Source organism: Rhizorhabdus histidinilytica (assembly GCF_900167915.1).
In the GTDB taxonomy this organism is placed as follows: Bacteria; Pseudomonadota; Alphaproteobacteria; order Sphingomonadales; family Sphingomonadaceae; genus Rhizorhabdus; species Rhizorhabdus histidinilytica.
Genome location: NZ_FUYM01000002.1, coordinates 492,877 through 511,508 on the forward strand (window position 1 = coordinate 492,877; position 18,632 = coordinate 511,508).

An 18,632-nucleotide genomic window follows, 5' to 3' on the forward strand; every position below is an offset into this window, starting at 1 on the left:
GCCATGTCCTATTACGGTAACGCCAATCCCGACCTGCTCGAACTGGCTCCATTTGCGCGCCGCGTGCTGGAGGTCGGGTGCGGCGAGGGCGATTTCGCCGCGGCGTACCGCTCGCGCAATCCGCAATGCCATTATGTCGGCGTCGAGATCCACGCGCCGGCCGCGGCGATGGCTGCCGGACGGCTCGACCAGCTACTGGTCGGCGACATCGAGACGATGGACGATGCGGCGATTACGGGCGGCGAGCCCTTCGACCTGATCCTGATGGGCGACGTGCTCGAACATCTGCGCGACACGGACGCCGCTCTCGCCAGGATCGCCCGGCTGCTGGCGCCGGACGGGTGTTTCGCGCTCTGCGTCCCCAACATCGCCCATTGGAGCAGCCTGTTCCACCTGATGCACGGTCGCTGGCCTACCGAGGATGCGGGGCTGTTCGACCGTACTCATCTGCGCTTCTTCACCCTCGAATCGATCACGACGGCGCTGAAGAAGGGCGGGTTCAACCTGATCAAGCAACGCCCGCGCAAGGTTCTGCTCGACAAGCAGAAGGCCGAGACCTGGCTGCCCCGGCTCGGCGACCTGGCCGAGCAGATGGGGATCGACCGGCGGAGCTTCCTCGATCGCAGCGCGACGCTCCAATATGTCCTGATCGCCCGGCCTGCCGCGAACCCGGCGCCCGAGCGGACGCCGATGCAGATCGTGACGGCGGCGATGGCGCCGCGCGTCATGGACGTTCGCACCCGGCTTCCGGCCCAGCAGCTTCGCACGATCCCCGAAGTCAACGTTCGCTATCAGGAAAAGTCGGTCGAGATCGTCCCCGTGCCGAACGGCACCGCGAAGATCATGGTCCTGCAGCGCCCGGCCGTGCCCAATCAGGATGCCTGGAAGCGGATGGCGCTCCAGGCGCTCCGCGCCGGCTGGCTGATCGTCACCGAATATGACGACCATCCCGAGCTCGTCGGACAGGTGCTTGGCTGGGCCCCGGAGCGGAGCCGCTGGCTCCAGGTCGCCGCCGCCCACGCCGTGCAGACCACGACTGAGCCGCTCGCCGCAGCCTTCCGCGAGCATAATCCCGAGGTCATGGTCTTCCCCAATGCGGCGTTCGTCCTGCCGCCGCTGCGCGCGCGCCCGGCCGGATCGGAGCCGAAGCGCGTCTTCTACGGGGCGCTCAACCGGGGCACGTTCGGCGTTGCGCTGGCCCGCGCTCTGGAGCCTGCCATCGCCGCCCATCCGGCGACGATCTTCGAGGTGGTCCACGATCGCGCCTTCTTCGACGCGCTGCCGACCGACCGCAAGAATTTCCGCCCGACCCTCGACTATGATGCCTATCTGGAGGCGATCGGCGCCTGCGACATCGCGTTGCTGCCGCTCGCGGACGACGCGCTGAACCTGTTCAAGAGCGATCTCAAATATGTCGAATCCGCCGCGCGGGGTGCGGCGGTGATCGCGTCCCCAGCCGTTTACAGGGACAGCGTCCAGGACGAGCGGACGGGCCTGATCGCGGAACGGCTTGAGGATTGGGCGCCGGCCCTCATCCGGCTATTGGCGGACGATAGTCTGCGCGAGCGTCTGTCGCGCGCGGCGTGGGAGGATGTTCGCGATAACCGGATGTTCGCGGCGCAGGCCGGCGCGCGCATCGCCTGGTATCGCCGGCTGTGGGAGGACAGGGCGAAGCTCCATGCCCGGCTGCTCGCGCGCTGCCCCTGGCTCGCCGAGGCCCTTGCCGCGCCGGGCGCCTAAAGACCCTGCGGGTTAACGCTTGCGCGCGATCAGCGTGTTGCCGGCGGCGAACATGGCGCGGGCCGGTTCGGGTGTCGCCGCCAGCACCCGCTGCCAGAAGGGCCCGCCGGGCGGCTGGGCCAGCAGCTCGCCGACGCTCATCGCCTTGAACTCGTCGCGCAGCGCGTCGTCGGTCAGCGCCTCGGCAAGGCCGCTGAGCTGCCAGTGGAGCGCATGGTCGGGGGTCTGGTTGGCCTCGGTCGCCAGCTTGACCCGCTCGAACCCTGTATCGAACAGCCGTGCCAGCCCTTCGCGGGTCGCGTTGTAATAATGCGACGGATAGCCGTGGACCGGTACCAGGAAGGGATAGTCGATGAACACCATCCCGCCGGGCTTGAGCATCCGCGCGAACTCGGCGGCGGCGACCCAGGGCTCGGCCATGTGCTCCATCACCGCGAAGCAACCGATGCCGTCGAGCGAGGCGTCGGCGATCGGGTAGCGGCAGGCGGGCTCGATGACCAGGTCGGCGCTGACCGAGGGATAGACCTCCAGATAGAGGCAGTTGTCGAAGGTCCGCGAGCGGCGGCCGCAGCCGACGTCGAGATAGAGCCGGTCGGGATGGGCGCGCACCGTCTCGACGAAGTCGCTCAGGCCCGGATTGGCGGATTCGCCGTCATAGTCGCCCAGGTCGTGTGCGGCGGCGCCATAGCCGAGCGGGAAGCTGTCCGCCGCGCCGAGGAACCGGAAATCGCCGCCCGCGCCGCGCGCCGCGTCGAGCAGCGGGGCGAAGCGGGCATATTTGGCCTCGGCGCGCGTGCCGGGCAGGCCGGCGGCGGCGCGGGTGAGCTGCCGGCGGCCCTCCTTGCGGCCATGCCGTTCGAAATGCTTCCAGGCGTCGCCGCCGGCCGCGACATGGCGCGCGACGTCGGGATTGGCGGCGAGATAGAGCTGCTCGACGAAATTCTCGTCGGTGGCGGGCTCGAAACGCGAGGGGTCCTGCATGGTGCCTGCCTATCGCGAGACGGCGGCGAGGGCCACCATGATCAGCGGCGCTTTCGCACGGGCCTCATGCGTTGAGCAGGATCAGCCTCCGCAGCGTATCGCCCAGGAACATATTGTCCTCCTCCGCCTCGAAATGGATGCCGGCCACCGGGGAGGGCGTGTGCAGATAGGCGAGGCGATGCCGCCCGCGTTCCTCCCAAAGCTCCAGCCCTTGCGGTGCCCGGCTTTCCGGGGAGATAAGGACGAGCGCCTGGACCGCCGGATAGGGTTCCAGCGCAGCGCAGAGGCGGTCGAACCCGAAGCGTCCGCCCTGGTGCCGTTCGGCGATGGCGAGCAGCAGATGGGGCCGACCCGACGTCAGCGCAGCCCGGAAGCGCGCCACGCAGCGCAGGAGATAGGCATAGCCTTCCGCTGAGACGGGATCATAATGGTTGAACATCGTGTTCAGCCCGTAGCGGCGGCGATAATGGTCGTGATCGGCGAAGCAGCTATCGGCGGTGTGCCGCTGCCCGGCCGGCACGGGCTTCAGATATTGGCGATCGAGGAAGACGGCGAAATCATCCTCGATGCAGTCGCTCACCATGCGGAGATTGGAGAATATCCAGTCGAAGGGCGCCGAATATCGTTTCAGCCCGGCGGCCTTGAGCATCGTGCTGGTCAGGCATTGCGCGCCGATCGACAGCACCGAGTCATAGCTTCGCGGGGCGTCCCAACAGGCTTCGGCCGACATCAACGATAGACCCCACCGCGCGGCAAAGTCCTATTGTGCGCAGCCGGCCCGCGGCGATCAAGGGCCTGACAGGCTATGGGCTTTTCCCGATCAAGCCGCTAACCGTTCGCGCGACCGTGAAGGAGACGAGATTGGGGCGGCCCGACACCCGACAAGCGCGCATCGCGATCCTCGTGCTGGGCATGCACCGCAGCGGGACGTCGGCGCTCACCCGGCTGATCGGGCATCTCGGCGCGGCGCTGCCCGCCGACGCGATCGAGGCGCATGCCGACAATGCGCGCGGCTATTGGGAATCGGCCGCGATCGTGAAGGCCGGCGACCAATTGCTGCGCGCCGCGCGGTCGAGCTGGTTCGATCCGCGCCCGCTCGACCTGTCCCGGCTCGAACCCTCGGCGCTGCGGTCGCGCAAGGACCGGCTGTGGGAGGCCGTCGTCGCCGCTTTCGGCGATGCGCCGCTGATCGCGATCAAGGACCCGCGCCAGTGCCGCTTCGTGCCGACCGTCGTCGAGACGCTCGCCGAGCATGGCGTGGCGAGCCGCGCGGTGCTGATGCTGCGCAACCCCGATGCGATCGCCCGTTCGGTCGCCAGGCGCGACGGCACCACCCCGGCCTATGCCCAGCTCCTCTGGCTGCGGCACATGATCGATGCCGAACGCGCCACGCGCGGGTTGCAGCGGGCGGTCATCGACTATGACGCGATGCTGGCCGATTGGTCCGATGCGGTGGCACGGCTGCTGCCGCTGACCGGTGCGGCGATGCCCGAGGGGGAGGCCGCGCAGGCGATCGGCGCCTTTCTCGATCCGTCGCTGCGTCACCATGGCGGGGTCGGGACGTCGGCGGTCGAGGCGCCGCTGGGATCGATCGTCGCCGCCGTACGCGAGGGGATGGCCGCGCTCGCGGTCCGCGACGACGCGGCCGCGCGAGCGGCGCTCGACGAAGCCTATGCCGCGCTGGAGGCGTTGCCCTGGCTCGCCGGTGACATCATCCATGACGAGCTGCGCCACCGCCGCGCCGGCGAAGTCGACGCCGCGCCGGCGTCCGCCGCGCTGCTCCCGGCGGTCGAGGTCCCGCGCCCGCCGATGCCCGCACCGACCCCCGAGCGGGCCGAGGCGGTGGCGATGATCCGCGACAGCGGGCTGTTCGACGAGGCCTGGTATCGCGCCACCTATCCCGATGCGGCCGCCAGCGGGCTCGACCCGATCGAGCATTATCTGACGATCGGTGCGCCGCAGGGATATGATCCCAACCCGTTGTTCGACACGGGCTTCTACGCGCGGCAGATGGCGCGCCGCATCGCGGCGGAGGGCGGCCGGTGAAGGCGGCGCTGGTCCTCCACCTCTTCTATCCCGAGGTCGCGGTCGAGCTGATCGACCGGGTGGCGGCGATCGGCGCGCCGGTCGATATCTTCGTCACCTACAGCGTCGCGCTCGACGAGACCGTCCTCGCCGCGCTCGATCGCCTGCCGCGCAGGGCCGAGATCGTGAGCGTCGCCAATCGCGGCTGGGACATCGGCCCGCTGTTCGAGATCCTGCCGCTGCTCGCCGAGCGCGGCTACGACCTGATCGGCAAGCTCCACACCAAGAAGGGCGGATCGGGCTATGCGCCCGAATGGCGCCGGCTCGCCTATGACGGGATGATCGGCTCGCCGGCGCTGGTCGCCGACGTCGTCACGGCGTTCGACGCGTATCCCGACCTGTCGCTGCTGGGCGCGAAGCCGCTCTACAAGTCGGTCGCCAGCCATCTGTTCCGCAATGCCGAGTTGCTCTCCGACCTCGCCCCGCGCTTGACCGCGCCCGCCTATCCGCCGGCCGACTGGGGCTTCTTCGCCGGCACCTTCTTCTGGGCGCGGCGGACGCTGCTGGAGAAGGTCGCGGCGCTCGCCGACTTCCATGACGCGGCCCCCAACCAGGATCGCGACGGCGCGCTTGGGCATGCGGTCGAGCGGCTGTTCGGCCTCGCCCCGATCGGGCTGGGCGGCACGGTCGGCCTGGTCGAGGACGGCCGGATCGAGCTCATCCGCGCGCCGGGCACGCCATCGCACGAACCGGTGATCCAGACGCTGGTCGATGCGGCGGGGCTCGCGGTCGGCCCGGTCGACGACGATCTCGCGGCGCTGATCGCGACGCACAACCCGCTGGTCGACTATATCCGCCACGGCCGCGAGGCCGATGCGCTCGATCCCAATCTCTATTTCTCGTCGGCCTGGTACAACAGCGTCCACGCCGACGTGCATGCGGCCGGGATGCTGCCGCTCCACCATTATATCCACCATGGCGCGGCCGAAGGGCGGTCGACCGGACCGCTGTTCGACGGCCTGTTCTACCGCAAGAGCCATGACGACGTGGCCGGCGATCCGCTGCGCCACTTCCTCGAGATCGGCGCCGCCGAGGGGCGGGTGGCGATCCCGGTCAGCCGGCCGCGCTACGAGACCAGCGACGAACGGCCGCGCCGCTTCTACCGCCATTTCGACATCGCCCGCGAAGAGGCTTTTCTGCGCGCGATGGCGGAGCTGCCCGCCGACGTTCGCCGCAGGGCCGACGAGACGCTGGTCAGCGTGGTCATGCCCGCCTGGAACCGAGCGGACCGGATCGCCGCGGCGATCCGGTCGGTGCTGGCGCAGAGCCACCGCCGCTTCGAGCTGCTGGTCGTCGACGACGGGTCGACCGACGGCACCGCCGAGATCGCCGCCGCCTTCACCAGCGATCCGCGCGTCCGGCTGATTCGCGGCGCGCATGGCGGGGTGAGCGCCGCGCGCAACCTGGGGCTGGAGGCGGCGACCGGCGAGATCGTCGCCTATCTCGACAGCGATAATAGCTGGAAGAGCTGGTTCCTCGACGTGATGGCGCTGTTCATGACCGCCGAGGGGCTTGACGCCGCCTATTCGGGGATCGCGCTGCGCGACGAGCTCAACCAGCTTACCGGCTATCGCGGTGACGATTTCGACTGGGACGCCTGCCTCGCCGAAAATTACGTCGACCTCAACGCCTTCTGCCACCGCCGCGCGCTGGTCGCCACGCATGGCGGGTTCGACACCAATCTGCGCCGGATGGTCGATTGGGACCTGATCCTGCGCTACGCCAAGGGCCGCCCGGTCGGCTACGCGCCTTTCGTGGGCTGCGAATATCATGATGCGAAGGGCGACCAGGGGCGGATCACCGTCACCCAGCCCGCGGCCTTCCAGGCGCTGGTGCGGACCAAGAACCGGCTAGGCCTGCCCACCGGCGCCGGCGCGCATGAGCTGGCCGCGGCGCTGAAGCTCAATGTCGCGATCAAGATCGCCGCGCCCGAGGAGGAGAAGGCCGCCTGGGGCGACTTCCACTTCGCCGAGAGCCTCGCCGCCGCGATCAGCCGGCTGGGGCATGCGGTCCGGATCGACTTCCGCGGCCAGTGGCATGGCCATGCGATCGCCAGCGAGGATCTGGTGATCGTGCTGCGCGGCCTGATCCCCTATGAACCGCGCCCCGGCCAGATGGCCTTCCTCTGGAACATCAGCCATCCCGATCAGGTCGGTTTCGACGAATATGACCGTTATACGCGGGTCTATGCCGCCTCGGGCTCGCATGCGGCGCTGCTCGGGCATGTCGTGCGGCCGCCGGTCGCGCCGATGTTGCAGGCGACGGACCCCGAGCGCTTCCACCCGATCGACCCGCCGCCGGCGGCGCCCGACATCGTCTTCGTCGGCAATTCGCGCGGCGTCGACCGGGAGATCGTCTCCTGGGCGATCGAGGCCGGCTGTCCGCCCGCCATCTATGGCGATGGCTGGGAGGGCCGCGTGCCCGCCGATCTGGTGCGGGCCCGCAACGTCGACAACCGCGCGATCGGCGCGCTCTATGCCGGCGCGGGCGTCGTCCTCAACGATCATTGGCCGTCGATGCGCGCCTTCGGACTGCTGTCGAACCGGCTGTTCGACGTCGTCGGCAGCGGGGGAAGGGCATTGTCCGATCCGGTGCCGTCGATAGCGTCGGTGTTCGGCAATGCGGTGGCGCAGGTCTCGAACCCGGCCGAGCTGAAGGCGGCGGCGGACGAGCTGCTCGCCCGGCCGCGCAACGACCCTGCGGCGCGGTTGGCGGCCGACTATGTCCATGCCGAGCACAGCTTTGACGCGCGCGCGCGGACCTTCATCGCCGATGCCTTCGCGGTGCTCGGACTGCCGTCGCCGGTCCCGGCCGAGCCCGCTGATTTCGACGATCGCCTCGCCGTCCATGTCATTGCCCGACACAGCGCGATCGGTCCGCAGAGCTCGGCCTACATCCGGCTGGTCGCGCCGCTGACGGACGAGAGCGTCGCTGGGCGGCTACGGCTGACGCTCGGCGCGCCCGACGACGCCGTACCCGACTGCGACGTCTGCATCGTCCAGCGCACCGCGCTGCCCACCGTCGAGGCGGTGGACGCGCTGGTCCGGCGGCTGGGGGATATGGGCGCCGCGCTGGTCGTCGACGTCGACGACGCCTTCACCCTGATCGGGCCCGACCACCCCGAGCATGATCTCTACCGCCCACTCAACGCCGCGCTCGACCGGGCGGTGGCGGCCGCCGCCGAGACCTGGTTCTCGACCGCCGAGCTTGCCGACGCCTATGCGCCGCTCGGCGCCCGCAGCGTCGTCGCGCCCAATGCGATCGATCCCCGGCTGTGGCGCGACTGGCGCAAGGCGCGGCTGGCGCCTTTTGCCGGTGACAAGGTGCGGATGCTCTACATGGGCACGCACACCCATGGGCCCGATCTCGCCCTGATCCGCCCGGCGCTCGATCGGCTCCATGCCGAGCGCGGCGATGCCTTCGACCTGACCGTGATCGGGGTCGATCCCGATCTCGCCCCCGCGCCCTGGCTGCACCGGCTGGCGCCGCCGGCCGAGGCGGTCAGCTATCCGCGCTTCGTCCGATGGCTGCGCGGGCAGGGGCCGTTCGACCTCGGCCTGGCTCCGCTCGCCGATAATCCGTTCAACCGCTGCAAATCGGATATTAAGGCTCTCGACTATGCGGCGCTCGGCATCCTCCCGCTGGTCGGTGACGGACCAGCCTATCGGGCCGACCGGCTGCTCGGGCGTCACATGCTGTTCGCGGCGGCGGACGGCTGGCTCGACGCGCTGCGGGCGGTACTCGATGATCGCGGCGGCGCGGCACGGCGGGCCGCCGCTGTCGAGGCACATGTCTGGGATCGCCGCGTGGTCGCGCGCAGCGGCCCGATGCTCGTCGACCGGCTCGAGGCATATCGACGGTAGGAGAATCGGATGAGACTGCTCCGGCTGCTTCCCTTGGCGGCGCTGCCGCTCCTGCTGGCGGCGACGGGCAGCGCGCCGAAGCTGATCCTGCCGATCGCCTGCAAGCTCGGCCAGAACTGCGCGATCCAGAATTATGTAGATCTCGATCCGTCATCGGCCGCGAGCGACTATCGTTGCGGCAGCCGAACCTATGACAAGCATAGCGGGGTCGATTTCCGACTGACGAGCATGGCCGAGCAGCGCAAGGGTGTCGCCGTGCTGGCCGCTGCTGCCGGCACGGTGTTGCGCGTCCGCGACGGGGTGGCCGACCTCTCGGTCCGCGAGGCGGGCAAGGCGGCGGTCGCCAATATGGAATGCGGCAATGGGCTGGTGATCGCCCATGCCGGCGGGCTGGAAACCCAATATTGCCATATGGCCAAGGGCAGCATCGCGGTGAAGCCAGGCCAGCAGGTCAGCGCGGGCACGCCGATCGGCAAGGTCGGCCTGTCGGGCAACACCGAATATCCGCATCTGCACTTCACCGTCCGCCTGGACGGCAAGGTGGTCGAGCCCTTCGCCGCCGGTGCATCCGCGGGGCAATGCGGCGGCGGGCAGAGCCTCTGGTCGCCGGGGGCGGGGCTCGCGGGAGCCTATAAGGCGGGCGAGGTGCTGAATGCCGGCTTCGCCACCGGTCCGGTGACGATGGCGGCGGTGCAGGAGAACGGTCCGGACCAGCAGCCACGTCCGAGCCGCGCCGCGCCCGCGCTCGTCGCTTTCGTCCAGGCGATCGGCCTGAAGGGCGGCGACGTCCAGCGCATCACCCTCACGGCGCCCGACGGATCGGTGCTCGTCGACAGCAGCGCCAAGCCGCTCGATCGCGACAAGGCGCAGTGGCTGTCCTTCGCGGGCAAGAAGCGGCCGGCGGCGGGATGGGCGGCCGGTCGCTATCGGGCGCAGTATGTGGTGCTGCGCGGAGGCAAGGCTGTGATCGAGCGGCGGTTCGAGATCACGCTCTGAGGACGCGACCGGTCCTCGTCCTTTTCTTGGGCGGAACGGTAGGATAGGGCTCGGCGATCATGCGCGTCCTCATCGTCCACCAGAATTTCCCCGGCCAGTTCCCGCACATCGCCGATGCGCTGATCGCGCGCGGGGACGAGGTGGTGGCGATCGGCGGGCCGACCGCGAAGGAACGCCCCGGCGTCACCTTGATCCGCTGGAACAACAAGCGGGGAAGTGCCGCCGGTATTCTTCCCGTCGCGGTTCGGGCCGAAGCCGACCTGATCCGGGCGGAAGCGGCCGCGATGGCGGCGGTGGAGCTGGCGCGGCGGGGATTCAAGCCCGACCTGATCATCGCCCATCCGGGCTGGGGCGAGACGGTTCACCTCAAGGATCTGTTCCCGCACGCGAAGCTGATCCTGTTCGGCGAATTCTACTATCGTCATCTCGGCGGCGACATGAATTTCGACCGCGAGTTCGAGACGCCGACCCTCGCCGGGGCAATGCGCACCAACGGCAAGAACGCCGTCCAGACGCTGGCCTATACGCAAGCCGACCTGATCGTGTCGCCGACGGCGTTCCAGGCGTCGACCTTTCCGGAGATCTTCCACCCGCGTATCCGGGTGCTGCACGAGGGGGTCGACCTGTCGCGTGCACGGCACAACCCCGATGCGCGCCTGACCCTCGCCGATGGACGCGTGCTCGACCGCTCGACGCCGGTGATCACCTTCATCAACCGCAACTTCGAACGGCTGCGCGGCTTTCATATTTTCATGCGCGCGCTGCCGCGCCTGATGGAGGCGGTTCCCGAGGCGCAGGTGGTCGCGATCGGCGCCGATGGCGTCGGCTATGGCGGGGAGCGGCCGGACAAGAAGCCATGGCGCCACGCCATGCTCGACGAGCTGGGCGCACGGATCGACCGGTCGCGACTGCACTTCGTCGGCCGGGTCGAGCATGATCGGATGATCGACATCCTGTCGATCGGTGCGGCGCACGTCTATTACACCTATCCCTTCGTCCTCTCCTGGTCGCTGGTCGAGGCGATGGCGTGCGAATGCCTCGTCATCGGATCGGACACCGCGCCGGTGCGCGATGCGATCACCGACGTGACCGACGGCGTGCTCAACGATTTCTTCGATGTGGACGCTCTGTCCGCCGCCATGATCCGCGCGATCCGCGAGCCCGAGGCATTCCAGGCGATGCGCGCCCAGGCGCGCCGTACCGCGCTCGCCCGCTTCGACCGCGCTACGGTGGGTGTTCCCGGCTGGCTGGCGCTGATCGACGAGGCGCTGGGCGGCTGACCAACGGCTGGCTCGTCCGTCCCCCCTCTGGCATTCCCTCTCATATCGTCATTCCCGGGGAAGCGGGAAGCCAGGGCTATCGCGCCCGGTGGCAATAGCGTCTCAAATCCCTCGCCGCTCCTCCTCGTCGCATGAGGTTCGAGGGGCGAACGAGCAATGATCGGGTGATGAAGAACGGCTGCAAGTGAGCAGCACCGGAACAATGTGATGGCGACCGGTTGGGTGTGCTCCCGCAGCGCCGTTCGCTCTACAAAAGAAAAAGGCCGGCTTTCGCCGGCCTTTCGAAACGGGAGCCGATCTTGATCGGCTCCCGCTCTCCCACCAAGTGGTTAGGCAACCACCGGGAGGGTGAAGTTGTCTTCGGTGAGATCCGAAGCGGTCACACCGGTCAGCTTGATGATGCTGTCGATGGTCTGGTCGGTGGTGTACTCACCGTCCGAGTCATAGAACAGGTAGGTGTCGGCACCGACCTGGATGGCAGCAACCGAACCAGCAGCGGTGCCGGCGACCAGAACACCCTCGACATAGTCGAGAGCAGCCGTGACGGTCGTGAATGCAACGCCCGAGTTCTGGAAGATGAGGTTATCTTCGGTGACCGTCAGGCCGGTCAGGCTGATGATGTCCTCATCGGTGCTGAAGTCGGTGATCGTCTCGTAGTACTTCGTGCCCGAGATCGTCACCGAGTCAACGTCGCCCGCAGCGAACACGAACACGTCGGCGCCCTCGCCACCGGTCAGCAGGTCGGTGCCGTCGCCGCCGGTGATGGTGTCGTCGCCGAGGTCGCCCAGGATCGCGTCGTTGCCGGCGCCGCCCGAGATCTCGTCGTTGCCAGCACCGCCACGCAGGCTGTCGTCACCCAGGCCGCCGTCGATGACGTCGTCGCCCTTGTTGCCGTTGACGGTGTCGTTACCGGCATCGCCGCTGATGGTGTCGTCGTCGGCGCCGCCGTTGATGCGGTCGCGACCTTCGCCGCCGTTGAGCTGATCTTCGCCGGCATTGCCCTGGATATAGTCGTTGCCCGCGCCACCGTCGATGACGTCGTCGCCATCGGTACCACCGGCCGCCGACTGACCATAGATATGGTCGTTGCCGCTGCCGCCGAGGATGCTGTCGCTGCCCGCGCCACCAAAGATGTTCAGGTGACCCTCGGCATCGCCCGCGTCGATCGCGTCGTCACCGGCGTCGCCGAAGATGTTGTGGTTGCCTTCACCGCCGGTCACGGTGATGGCATCGGCACCGGCGCCGCCATAAACGAGGTGGTTACCGTCGCCGCTCACGCTGATCGTGTCGATGCCGTCGAAGCCATAGGCCGCGCTGTCGGCGTCCGAGGTGACGGCAAGCGCGCCGTCGTTGCCGGCAGTGCCGAAAACCAGCTGGCCATCTTCAGCGAAGAAGGTGATGTTGGTATCGGCATCGCCGAGCGCGTCAGCGGCGAAGGTCAGCGACTGGTCGCCGATCGTCAGGGTGACGGTCGCAACGTTGAAGCCCGACGGCGCATTGTAGGTGACGCCAACGTCGGACGGAGCCGCCGTCTTGAACAGCAGGGTGTCGCCGGCGACGAAGCCGCTCGCCTGAAGCTGGGTACCCTCTTCGAAAATCACATTAGCCATTAGAAACCTCCAGTTGAACCTTACCCGGGCAAGCAGTGCGCAACCTCCCGTTTGCACGAGCGGGAGGCACCCCTTGCCGCCCGCGAACCGATCCCCCACGGCATGGTTCGACGAGCAAGCCCAGAACGTTGCTTAGCCAAGCTTTCTCAACCGTGCAACAGACAAAAGCGCACCGCAACATAGGCGATTGCACTATCTTATCTGCGAGTTAGCGCGGTCGAGTCGGCTTGAACCGCCTACGCCCCAGCAACAATATCGAAAAAAGCTCCGAAACGAAGCCCTTTTTCGTGGCATCCCAAGGTCTGGTCCAACAGTTCCAGTAAATCGCGCCGAAGCGATGATGACTTCGCAGCAATCGCGACGACCGGCGATGTCGCTGTTCGTCGTTCTAGGGCCAGTTCCGGGTCCACTCGTCGGCGGGCAGGCCGGACAGGGCCTCGAATCGGGCGATATCCTTCCGGTAGAGATCGGCAAGCAGCGCCCGGTCTTCCGCTTCTAGGCGCGAGGGATAGGCGATCTCGCGCGCCGCATGGACGGTCCGCCGCGCGGCCGATGCGGGGGGCGATACGCCCAGGAACCGGCAGACCGTGCCGAGCGTGGCTTGCGGCTCTTGCCGTAGTTCCTCGGAGCGCAGCAACAGGCATTGCTCGCGCGGGAAGAGGGCGAGGAGCCGTTCGACCTGCGCCCCGTAGAAACCCCGCTCGACATAGCTGAACACGCGGTGATGGCCCGGCGCGGTAGGGTCTCCCGTCGCCACTCGCTCGCGGCCCTCGCGGATGCACCAGGCAAAGGGCTCGGTCTCCTTGCGCTTGGCATATTCCATCTTCCAGTGGGACCAGGCCCGCTGGATGGGGTCGCGGAACAACAGGATGATCTTCGCCGCCGGGTTATAGCGGACGATGCGTTCGAGCGCGTTGGGCCAATAGAGGTAGATCGGGGTCGCCTCGCCGCGCAGGCGATCGTCCGCCGTGAACAGGGCGTGATAGGCAGAATAATCCGGATCGGACCAATCTACCCCCTGCTCCTCGTCGAAGAAATGCGCTTCCTTGACCACCGGCATCTGGATGTCAGGCAGCTCGCGCAAATATTCGAACAGGGCGCTGGTGCCCCCTTTCTGTACCCCGGCGACCAGGAAATCGACCTTGCGGCCGCCGCTCATCGTTCCCTCAGCGCCGTCCGCATGGAGTCGGTGAACGGCTCGAGCAGATAGTCGAGGATCGAGCGCTGGCCCGTCACGATCGCCACGCTGGCCGGCATGCCGGGGGTCAGGTGGACATTGGGACCCGCCTTGGCGAGGTTGGCCGCAGGAACGGTGATCTCGACGAGGAAAAAGCTCGCGCCGGTCTTCTCGTTGATCCGCGCGTCGGCCGACACCAGCGAGACGGTGCCGTCGACCGGCGAGACGAGCCGGGGGTTGAAGCCGAGCAGCGTCACCCGTGCCGGCATGCCCTTGCGGACGTCGGAGATGTCGCGTGGCGAAACCTCGGCCGCGATGATCAGCTCGGTGTTGGTGGGGACGATCTGCATCAGCGTCTGCCCGGCCCCGGCGACGCCGCCCTCGGTGAACTGGGTCAGGTTGAACACATAGCCGGCGACGGGCGCGCGGACCTCGGACTGATCGCGCAGCACCTGCGATGCGCGCAGCTTCGGCACCGCGTCGGCAAGCTTTTCCTGCGCGGCACGGATGCCGTCGGCCACCTCGGTCTGATGGCGGTCCTCGAGCTGGGCGATCTGCAGACGGATCTGGCCGATCGACTGCCGGACGCGGGCGATGTCGGACATCACCGAACCCTTCTGGCCGCGCACCTGCACCGCGTTCCGTTCGAGCGCCAGCAGCCGGCTGTTCGGGGCATAGCCCTGCCGCGCCAGTTCGCGCACCCCGTCCAGCTCCTCGCGGATGAGCTTGCCCTGATCCTCGATCGCCTGCGCCTGGATGTTCAGGCCGTTGATCTGCGTCTCGAGCTGCTGGGCTTGCGAGCCGAGCACGAGCGCCTGGCTGCGGTAGAGCGTCATCCGGGTCTGGAACAGCGCATCCTGGCCCTGGATGAGCGCGGCGACGCGCGGATCGTTCATCCGGCTGCGCAGTTCGGGCGGATAGGTCACGGCGGCCGCGTCGGCGGCCTCCGCCTGGAAGCGCGCGATCTGGGCGTTCGAGCTGTCGACGATGCTCTGGTAGATGTCGACCGATGCGCCCGACTGGCTGTCGTCGAAGCGGATCAGAAGCTGCCCCTTGGCGACCTTCTGCCCCTCGCGGACGAATATCTGGCGGACCACGCCGCTCTCGAGGCGGCTGAGATTCTTGCTGTTGTTCTCGACCTTCACGACGCCGGTGGCCATCGCCGCGCCGGAGATCTTGAAGATCGCGGCCCAGACCAGCAGGGCGAAGACGAGGACGAGGATGACGATCCCGCCGGTCCGCATCGGCCGGCGCAGGTCGCGCTCCAGCTCGGGATCGCTCTGGGCAGGGGCCAGGCTGAACGCGACGGGAGCAGGGGCGGCGTCATCCGCTTCCTTCTCCGGGGCCGGTTCGGCGCGCGCCAGCATGCGGCGGAGATCGGGGAGGAACTTCACGACTTGGCCTCCGCGAGCGCGGGGACCGGCTTCTTCTGGGGCGTGAGCGAGCGCATCACCTCCTCGCGCGGGCCGAAGCGTTCGATCCGGCCGCCGCGCACCATCATCAGCTTGTCGGCCTGGGCCAGGACGCTGGGCTTGTGCGACACCATGACCACGGTGGTCCCGCGCTCCTTGAGGCCCTTGATCGCTTCGGCGAGCGCCGCTTCGCCATCGGCGTCGAGATTGGCGTTGGGTTCGTCGAGCACCACGACCTTCGGATTGCCGTAGAGCGTGCGCGCTAGGCCGACGCGCTGGCGCTGCCCGGCCGAGAGGACGGAGCCGCCTTCGCCCAGCTCGGTCTCGTAACCCTTGGGCAGGCGCAGGATCAGTTCGTGGGCGCCCGCGGCCTGGGCGGCCTTGATGATGTCGGCGTCCTCGGCATCCGGAAGGAAGCGGCAGATATTGTTGCGCACGGTGCCCGCGAACAATTCGGTGTCCTGCGGCTGATAGGCGACATGCTTGCCGAAATCGCCGCGTTCCCAGCTATAGACGTCGGCCCCGTCGAGACGGACCGTGCCCGCCGTCGGCTTCCAGATGCCGACCATCAGCCGCAGCAGCGTCGACTTGCCGGCGCCCGACGGTCCGATGATGCCCACCATCTCGCCGGGCTGGATCAGGAAGCTGGCGCCGACCAGGATGGGCGTGGGCGAAACGGCGGTCGCGAAGCTGACGCCTTCGAACGCGATCCGCCCCTGCGGAACCGGGAGCTGGGTCGCGGGCACCGGCAGTTCATAGTCGCCGAGCACCTTTTCCAGCCGGCGATAGGATTGCGACGCGTCGAACAGGATCTTCCACGATGCGACGATCCGATCGATCGGCGCCAGCGCGCGCGACGCCAGGATCATGTTGGCGAACAGCAGGCCCGACGCGATGTGGCCCGCGATCACCAGATAGGCGCCGACCGCGATGGTCATGATCTGGATTCCCATGCGGACGAAGCGGATCGCGCTCGAATAGAAGCTGCCCCGGCTGCTCGCCACGATCGTCATCTGCTGCGCCATCTGGCGATAGCCGGCCCAGGCGCTGCCGAGCGTCGGCAGCATGCCCAGCGCGCGGACGACCTCCGAATTGCGGAGCGCCGCGTCGGTGAACGAATAGCTCTTGATCGAGGCGGCGCTGGCCTGTTTCAACGCCGAGTGGGTGGCGCGGTCCTGGAGCACCGCCAGGATCAGCAGGATGATGCCGCCGACCAGCGTGACGACGCCGATCCACGGATCGATGATGAACAGCAGGCCCATGAAGATCGGCATCCAGGGCAGGTCGAACAGGACGCTGACCGCGGTTCCGCTGATCGCGCTGCGGATCGCGTCGAGATCGCGCAGCGCCTGCGCATGCGATCCGCCCATTCGCCGGACGACGAGGTCGAACAGCGCCGCGAAGGTCGGGCTCGCGAGCTGGCGGTCGAACGCCACCGAGAAAGTGGTCAGCACCTGCATGCGATAATGGTCGAGCACGCCCGAGACCATGAACACCACCAGCGCGCCGCCGGTCAGGACGAGCAGCGTCGAGCCGCTGTGGCTGTTGAGCACCCGCGAATAGATCTGGTTGGTGTAGATCGGCAGCGCCAGATACAGCAGGTTGCTCGCGAGGCTGAACAAGGCCGCGCAGATGAAGGAATTCTTCCCCTTCTTCAGCGCATCGGTGATCATGTTCTTCTCGAACAGGGCGGACATCATCGCGCAGTGGTTCCTGATTGCGGCATCCGCCGGCAAGGCCGCCGAAAGCGGCTCATTACCATCGTGGCCGGTGCTCGGCTAAGGCTTTTCATCGAGGACCGTCGGGGAGCGGCGGCGGGTCGCCATAGTCGCCGACGATCGATGGAATCTCGGCGGCGGTCACGACCCGGCTCTTGCTGATCGGGGTGAGCGGCTCCTCCACCGAATCCTTGGGTGGCGGCGGCGGCATCGTCGTCGCGCTGGTCGGTTTCGGCTGGTTGGCGCCGCGCAGGTCGACCTTGGAACGCGCATAGGGGCTCGCCGAACCGATCCGGTCGAGGAGCATCGCCGCCGGTTCGGTCGGGGAGATGCCGCGCCAGCGGACCCGCTTGAACTCCGCATCGGGGTCGCGCGCCGGGATGGCCGAGTTGACCGTGCGCGCGTCGAGCCGGCCCATGGCCAGCAGCAGCGAGGCGCGTGCGACATATTCGCTGTAGCGGCTGGACAACAGCGTCAGCTGCGCGGATGCCAGCTCCTGCTCGGCATTGAGCACGTCGGTGGTGCTGCGCAGCCCATATTGCTCCTCGCGCTGCATGCCGGCGAAGGTGATCTGGGCGGCTTCGACCTGGCGACGGCCGGCCACCACGGCGACGCGCGCGGCGGACAACTGGCTCCAGGCCAGGACGACGTCCTGGAGCGCCTGCCGCCGTTCCCCGTCGACGATGGCCTGCGCGGCGTTGTTCTGGTCCTCGGCCTGGCGGATGCGCGAGCGGATCGTGCCTGCCTGGAAGATCGGCTGGGTGATCGTGATCTGCGCGGTGACGCGGGTTTCCAGATTGTGCCGGTCATAAGGCGACAGCGGCCCGGCCTTGCCGGCGCTGGCGCTGATCGACGCCTGCGGGCGCTGGTTGCCGCGCTGCTCGGCGATGTTGGCGCGGCTCGCTTCCTCGGAGAAACGCGCGGCGGTGAGGTTGGCGTTCTCCTGGTCGGCGATGGCGAAGGCCTCGTCGATCGTCTCCGGCAGGCCGGGCAGCTCGGGCATCGGCTGGAGCTCGCCCGGCTCATGGCCGACGATCCGCAGATAGTCGCCGCGGCTGATCGCGAGCTGCGCCTCGGCCGAGGCGAGCTGGCTTTCACCTGCGGCGAGCCGCGCGTCCGACTGGGCGACGTCGGTGATCGTCGCGTCGCGCACCTTGCGCCGCGCCCGGCGCTCGGCGAGCTGCTCGCGCAGCGCCGCGACATTCTCGCGCGCGACCTCCAGCCGCTGCTGGTCGCGCAGCACCGCGCCATAGGCCTGGATGACGAGGCGGACCACCTCGCCCTCGACGCGGCGGAGCTGCTCCTGGCTGCCGCGGACATTGGCGCGGGCCTCGGCGAGCGCGCCGCGCAGGCGGCCACCGCTGTAGACCGGCTGGCGTACGCCGATGCTCAGCTCGCCCTCGTTGCTGTCGAGCGATCGCTGCCGGAGCTTCTGATAATCGTAGGTCGCCTGGCCGGTGATCGAGATGCTCGGCCCGTACTGGCCGCGCGTCTGGACGTAATTCTCGTTGGTGCTCTTCTGGCGGTAGCGCTGTTCGACGAGGGTCGGATTGGTCGCATAGGCCGACTCGACGGCGTCCATCAGCGTTTCGGCGTGGGCGGGTAGCGGGATGCAGGCCAGCAGGACCGAACCCAGCATCAACCGCCGGGCGCGGGCACGATGATGTGCCGGTCGATGATCGATACCCTGCTTCTCGAAGATCATCCGAATTCGCCGCCAGTTCGCGGTCGGCTCCACCCTCGGCATGCCTGTCATGCCGGGGCGCCCCC

At 68.2% G+C, this 18,632-nt stretch carries 12 protein-coding genes; 5 read left to right on the forward strand and 7 right to left on the reverse strand.

Annotated features, from left to right (window positions below):
- Window positions 1–3: 3 nt before the first annotated feature.
- On the forward strand, window positions 4–1,740 hold the full coding sequence (locus B5X82_RS06075; RefSeq protein WP_079647206.1) for a methyltransferase domain-containing protein: 1,737 nt from the start codon (window positions 4–6) through the stop codon (window positions 1,738–1,740).
- 12 nt (window positions 1,741–1,752) lie between these two features.
- Here the strand turns inward: B5X82_RS06075 and B5X82_RS06080 are convergent, their stop codons facing one another.
- Both B5X82_RS06080 and B5X82_RS06085 read right to left on the reverse strand, forming a co-directional pair.
- A complete protein-coding gene (locus B5X82_RS06080) occupies window positions 1,753–2,721 on the reverse strand; it encodes a class I SAM-dependent methyltransferase (RefSeq protein WP_079647207.1) in 969 nt (322 codons plus the stop codon).
- A gap of 64 nt (window positions 2,722–2,785) precedes the next feature.
- Window positions 2,786–3,451 carry a DUF1796 family putative cysteine peptidase gene (locus B5X82_RS06085; RefSeq protein ID WP_079647208.1) on the reverse strand — a complete coding sequence of 222 codons (666 nt, stop codon included), beginning with the start codon at window positions 3,449–3,451 and terminating at the stop codon, window positions 2,786–2,788.
- A 131-nt stretch (window positions 3,452–3,582) separates the two neighbouring features.
- On the opposite strand from B5X82_RS06085, the gene B5X82_RS06090 reads away from it, so the two are divergent.
- From B5X82_RS06090 to B5X82_RS06105, 4 genes are read left to right on the forward strand one after another with little or no spacing between them, the layout of a single operon-like run.
- Entirely contained in the window at window positions 3,583–4,767 is a 1,185-nt protein-coding gene (locus B5X82_RS06090) for a sulfotransferase family protein (protein ID WP_235862610.1), read from the forward strand.
- The gene (locus tag B5X82_RS06095) at window positions 4,764–8,669 is read left to right on the forward strand and encodes a glycosyltransferase (protein ID WP_079647209.1); all 3,906 of its coding nucleotides are present in this window, start codon (window positions 4,764–4,766) and stop codon (window positions 8,667–8,669) included. Before B5X82_RS06090 ends, B5X82_RS06095 begins: the two co-directional genes overlap by 4 nt.
- Before the next feature lie 9 nt (window positions 8,670–8,678).
- Window positions 8,679–9,665 (forward strand): M23 family metallopeptidase, encoded by a 987-nt coding sequence (locus tag B5X82_RS06100; RefSeq protein WP_079647210.1) that lies wholly within the window; start codon window positions 8,679–8,681, stop codon window positions 9,663–9,665.
- 59 nt (window positions 9,666–9,724) lie between these two features.
- Window positions 9,725–10,945 carry a glycosyltransferase gene (locus tag B5X82_RS06105; protein WP_079647211.1) on the forward strand — a complete coding sequence of 407 codons (1,221 nt, stop codon included), beginning with the start codon at window positions 9,725–9,727 and terminating at the stop codon, window positions 10,943–10,945.
- Window positions 10,946–11,274: 329 nt separating this feature from the next.
- On the opposite strand, the gene B5X82_RS06110 is transcribed toward B5X82_RS06105, so the two are convergent.
- The 5 genes from B5X82_RS06110 to B5X82_RS06130 form a co-directional block, all read right to left on the reverse strand.
- A complete protein-coding gene (locus tag B5X82_RS06110) occupies window positions 11,275–12,555 on the reverse strand; it encodes a calcium-binding protein (RefSeq protein WP_079647212.1) in 1,281 nt (426 codons plus the stop codon).
- 388 nt (window positions 12,556–12,943) lie between these two features.
- On the reverse strand, window positions 12,944–13,714 hold the full coding sequence (locus B5X82_RS06115) for a sulfotransferase domain-containing protein (RefSeq protein ID WP_079647213.1): 771 nt from the start codon (window positions 13,712–13,714) through the stop codon (window positions 12,944–12,946).
- Window positions 13,711–15,126, reverse strand: coding sequence for an HlyD family type I secretion periplasmic adaptor subunit (locus tag B5X82_RS06120; RefSeq protein WP_223811006.1), 1,416 nt, complete (start codon window positions 15,124–15,126; stop codon window positions 13,711–13,713). The genes B5X82_RS06115 and B5X82_RS06120 overlap by 4 nt, the downstream gene beginning before the upstream one ends.
- Window positions 15,123–16,844, reverse strand: a complete 1,722-nt coding sequence (locus B5X82_RS06125) for a type I secretion system permease/ATPase (RefSeq protein WP_079647214.1) — start codon at window positions 16,842–16,844, stop codon at window positions 15,123–15,125. Before B5X82_RS06125 ends, B5X82_RS06120 begins: the two co-directional genes overlap by 4 nt.
- Window positions 16,845–16,932: 88 nt before the next feature.
- The gene (locus B5X82_RS06130) at window positions 16,933–18,618 is read right to left on the reverse strand and encodes a TolC family outer membrane protein (protein ID WP_079647215.1); all 1,686 of its coding nucleotides are present in this window, start codon (window positions 18,616–18,618) and stop codon (window positions 16,933–16,935) included.
- Window positions 18,619–18,632: the final 14 nt, after the last annotated feature.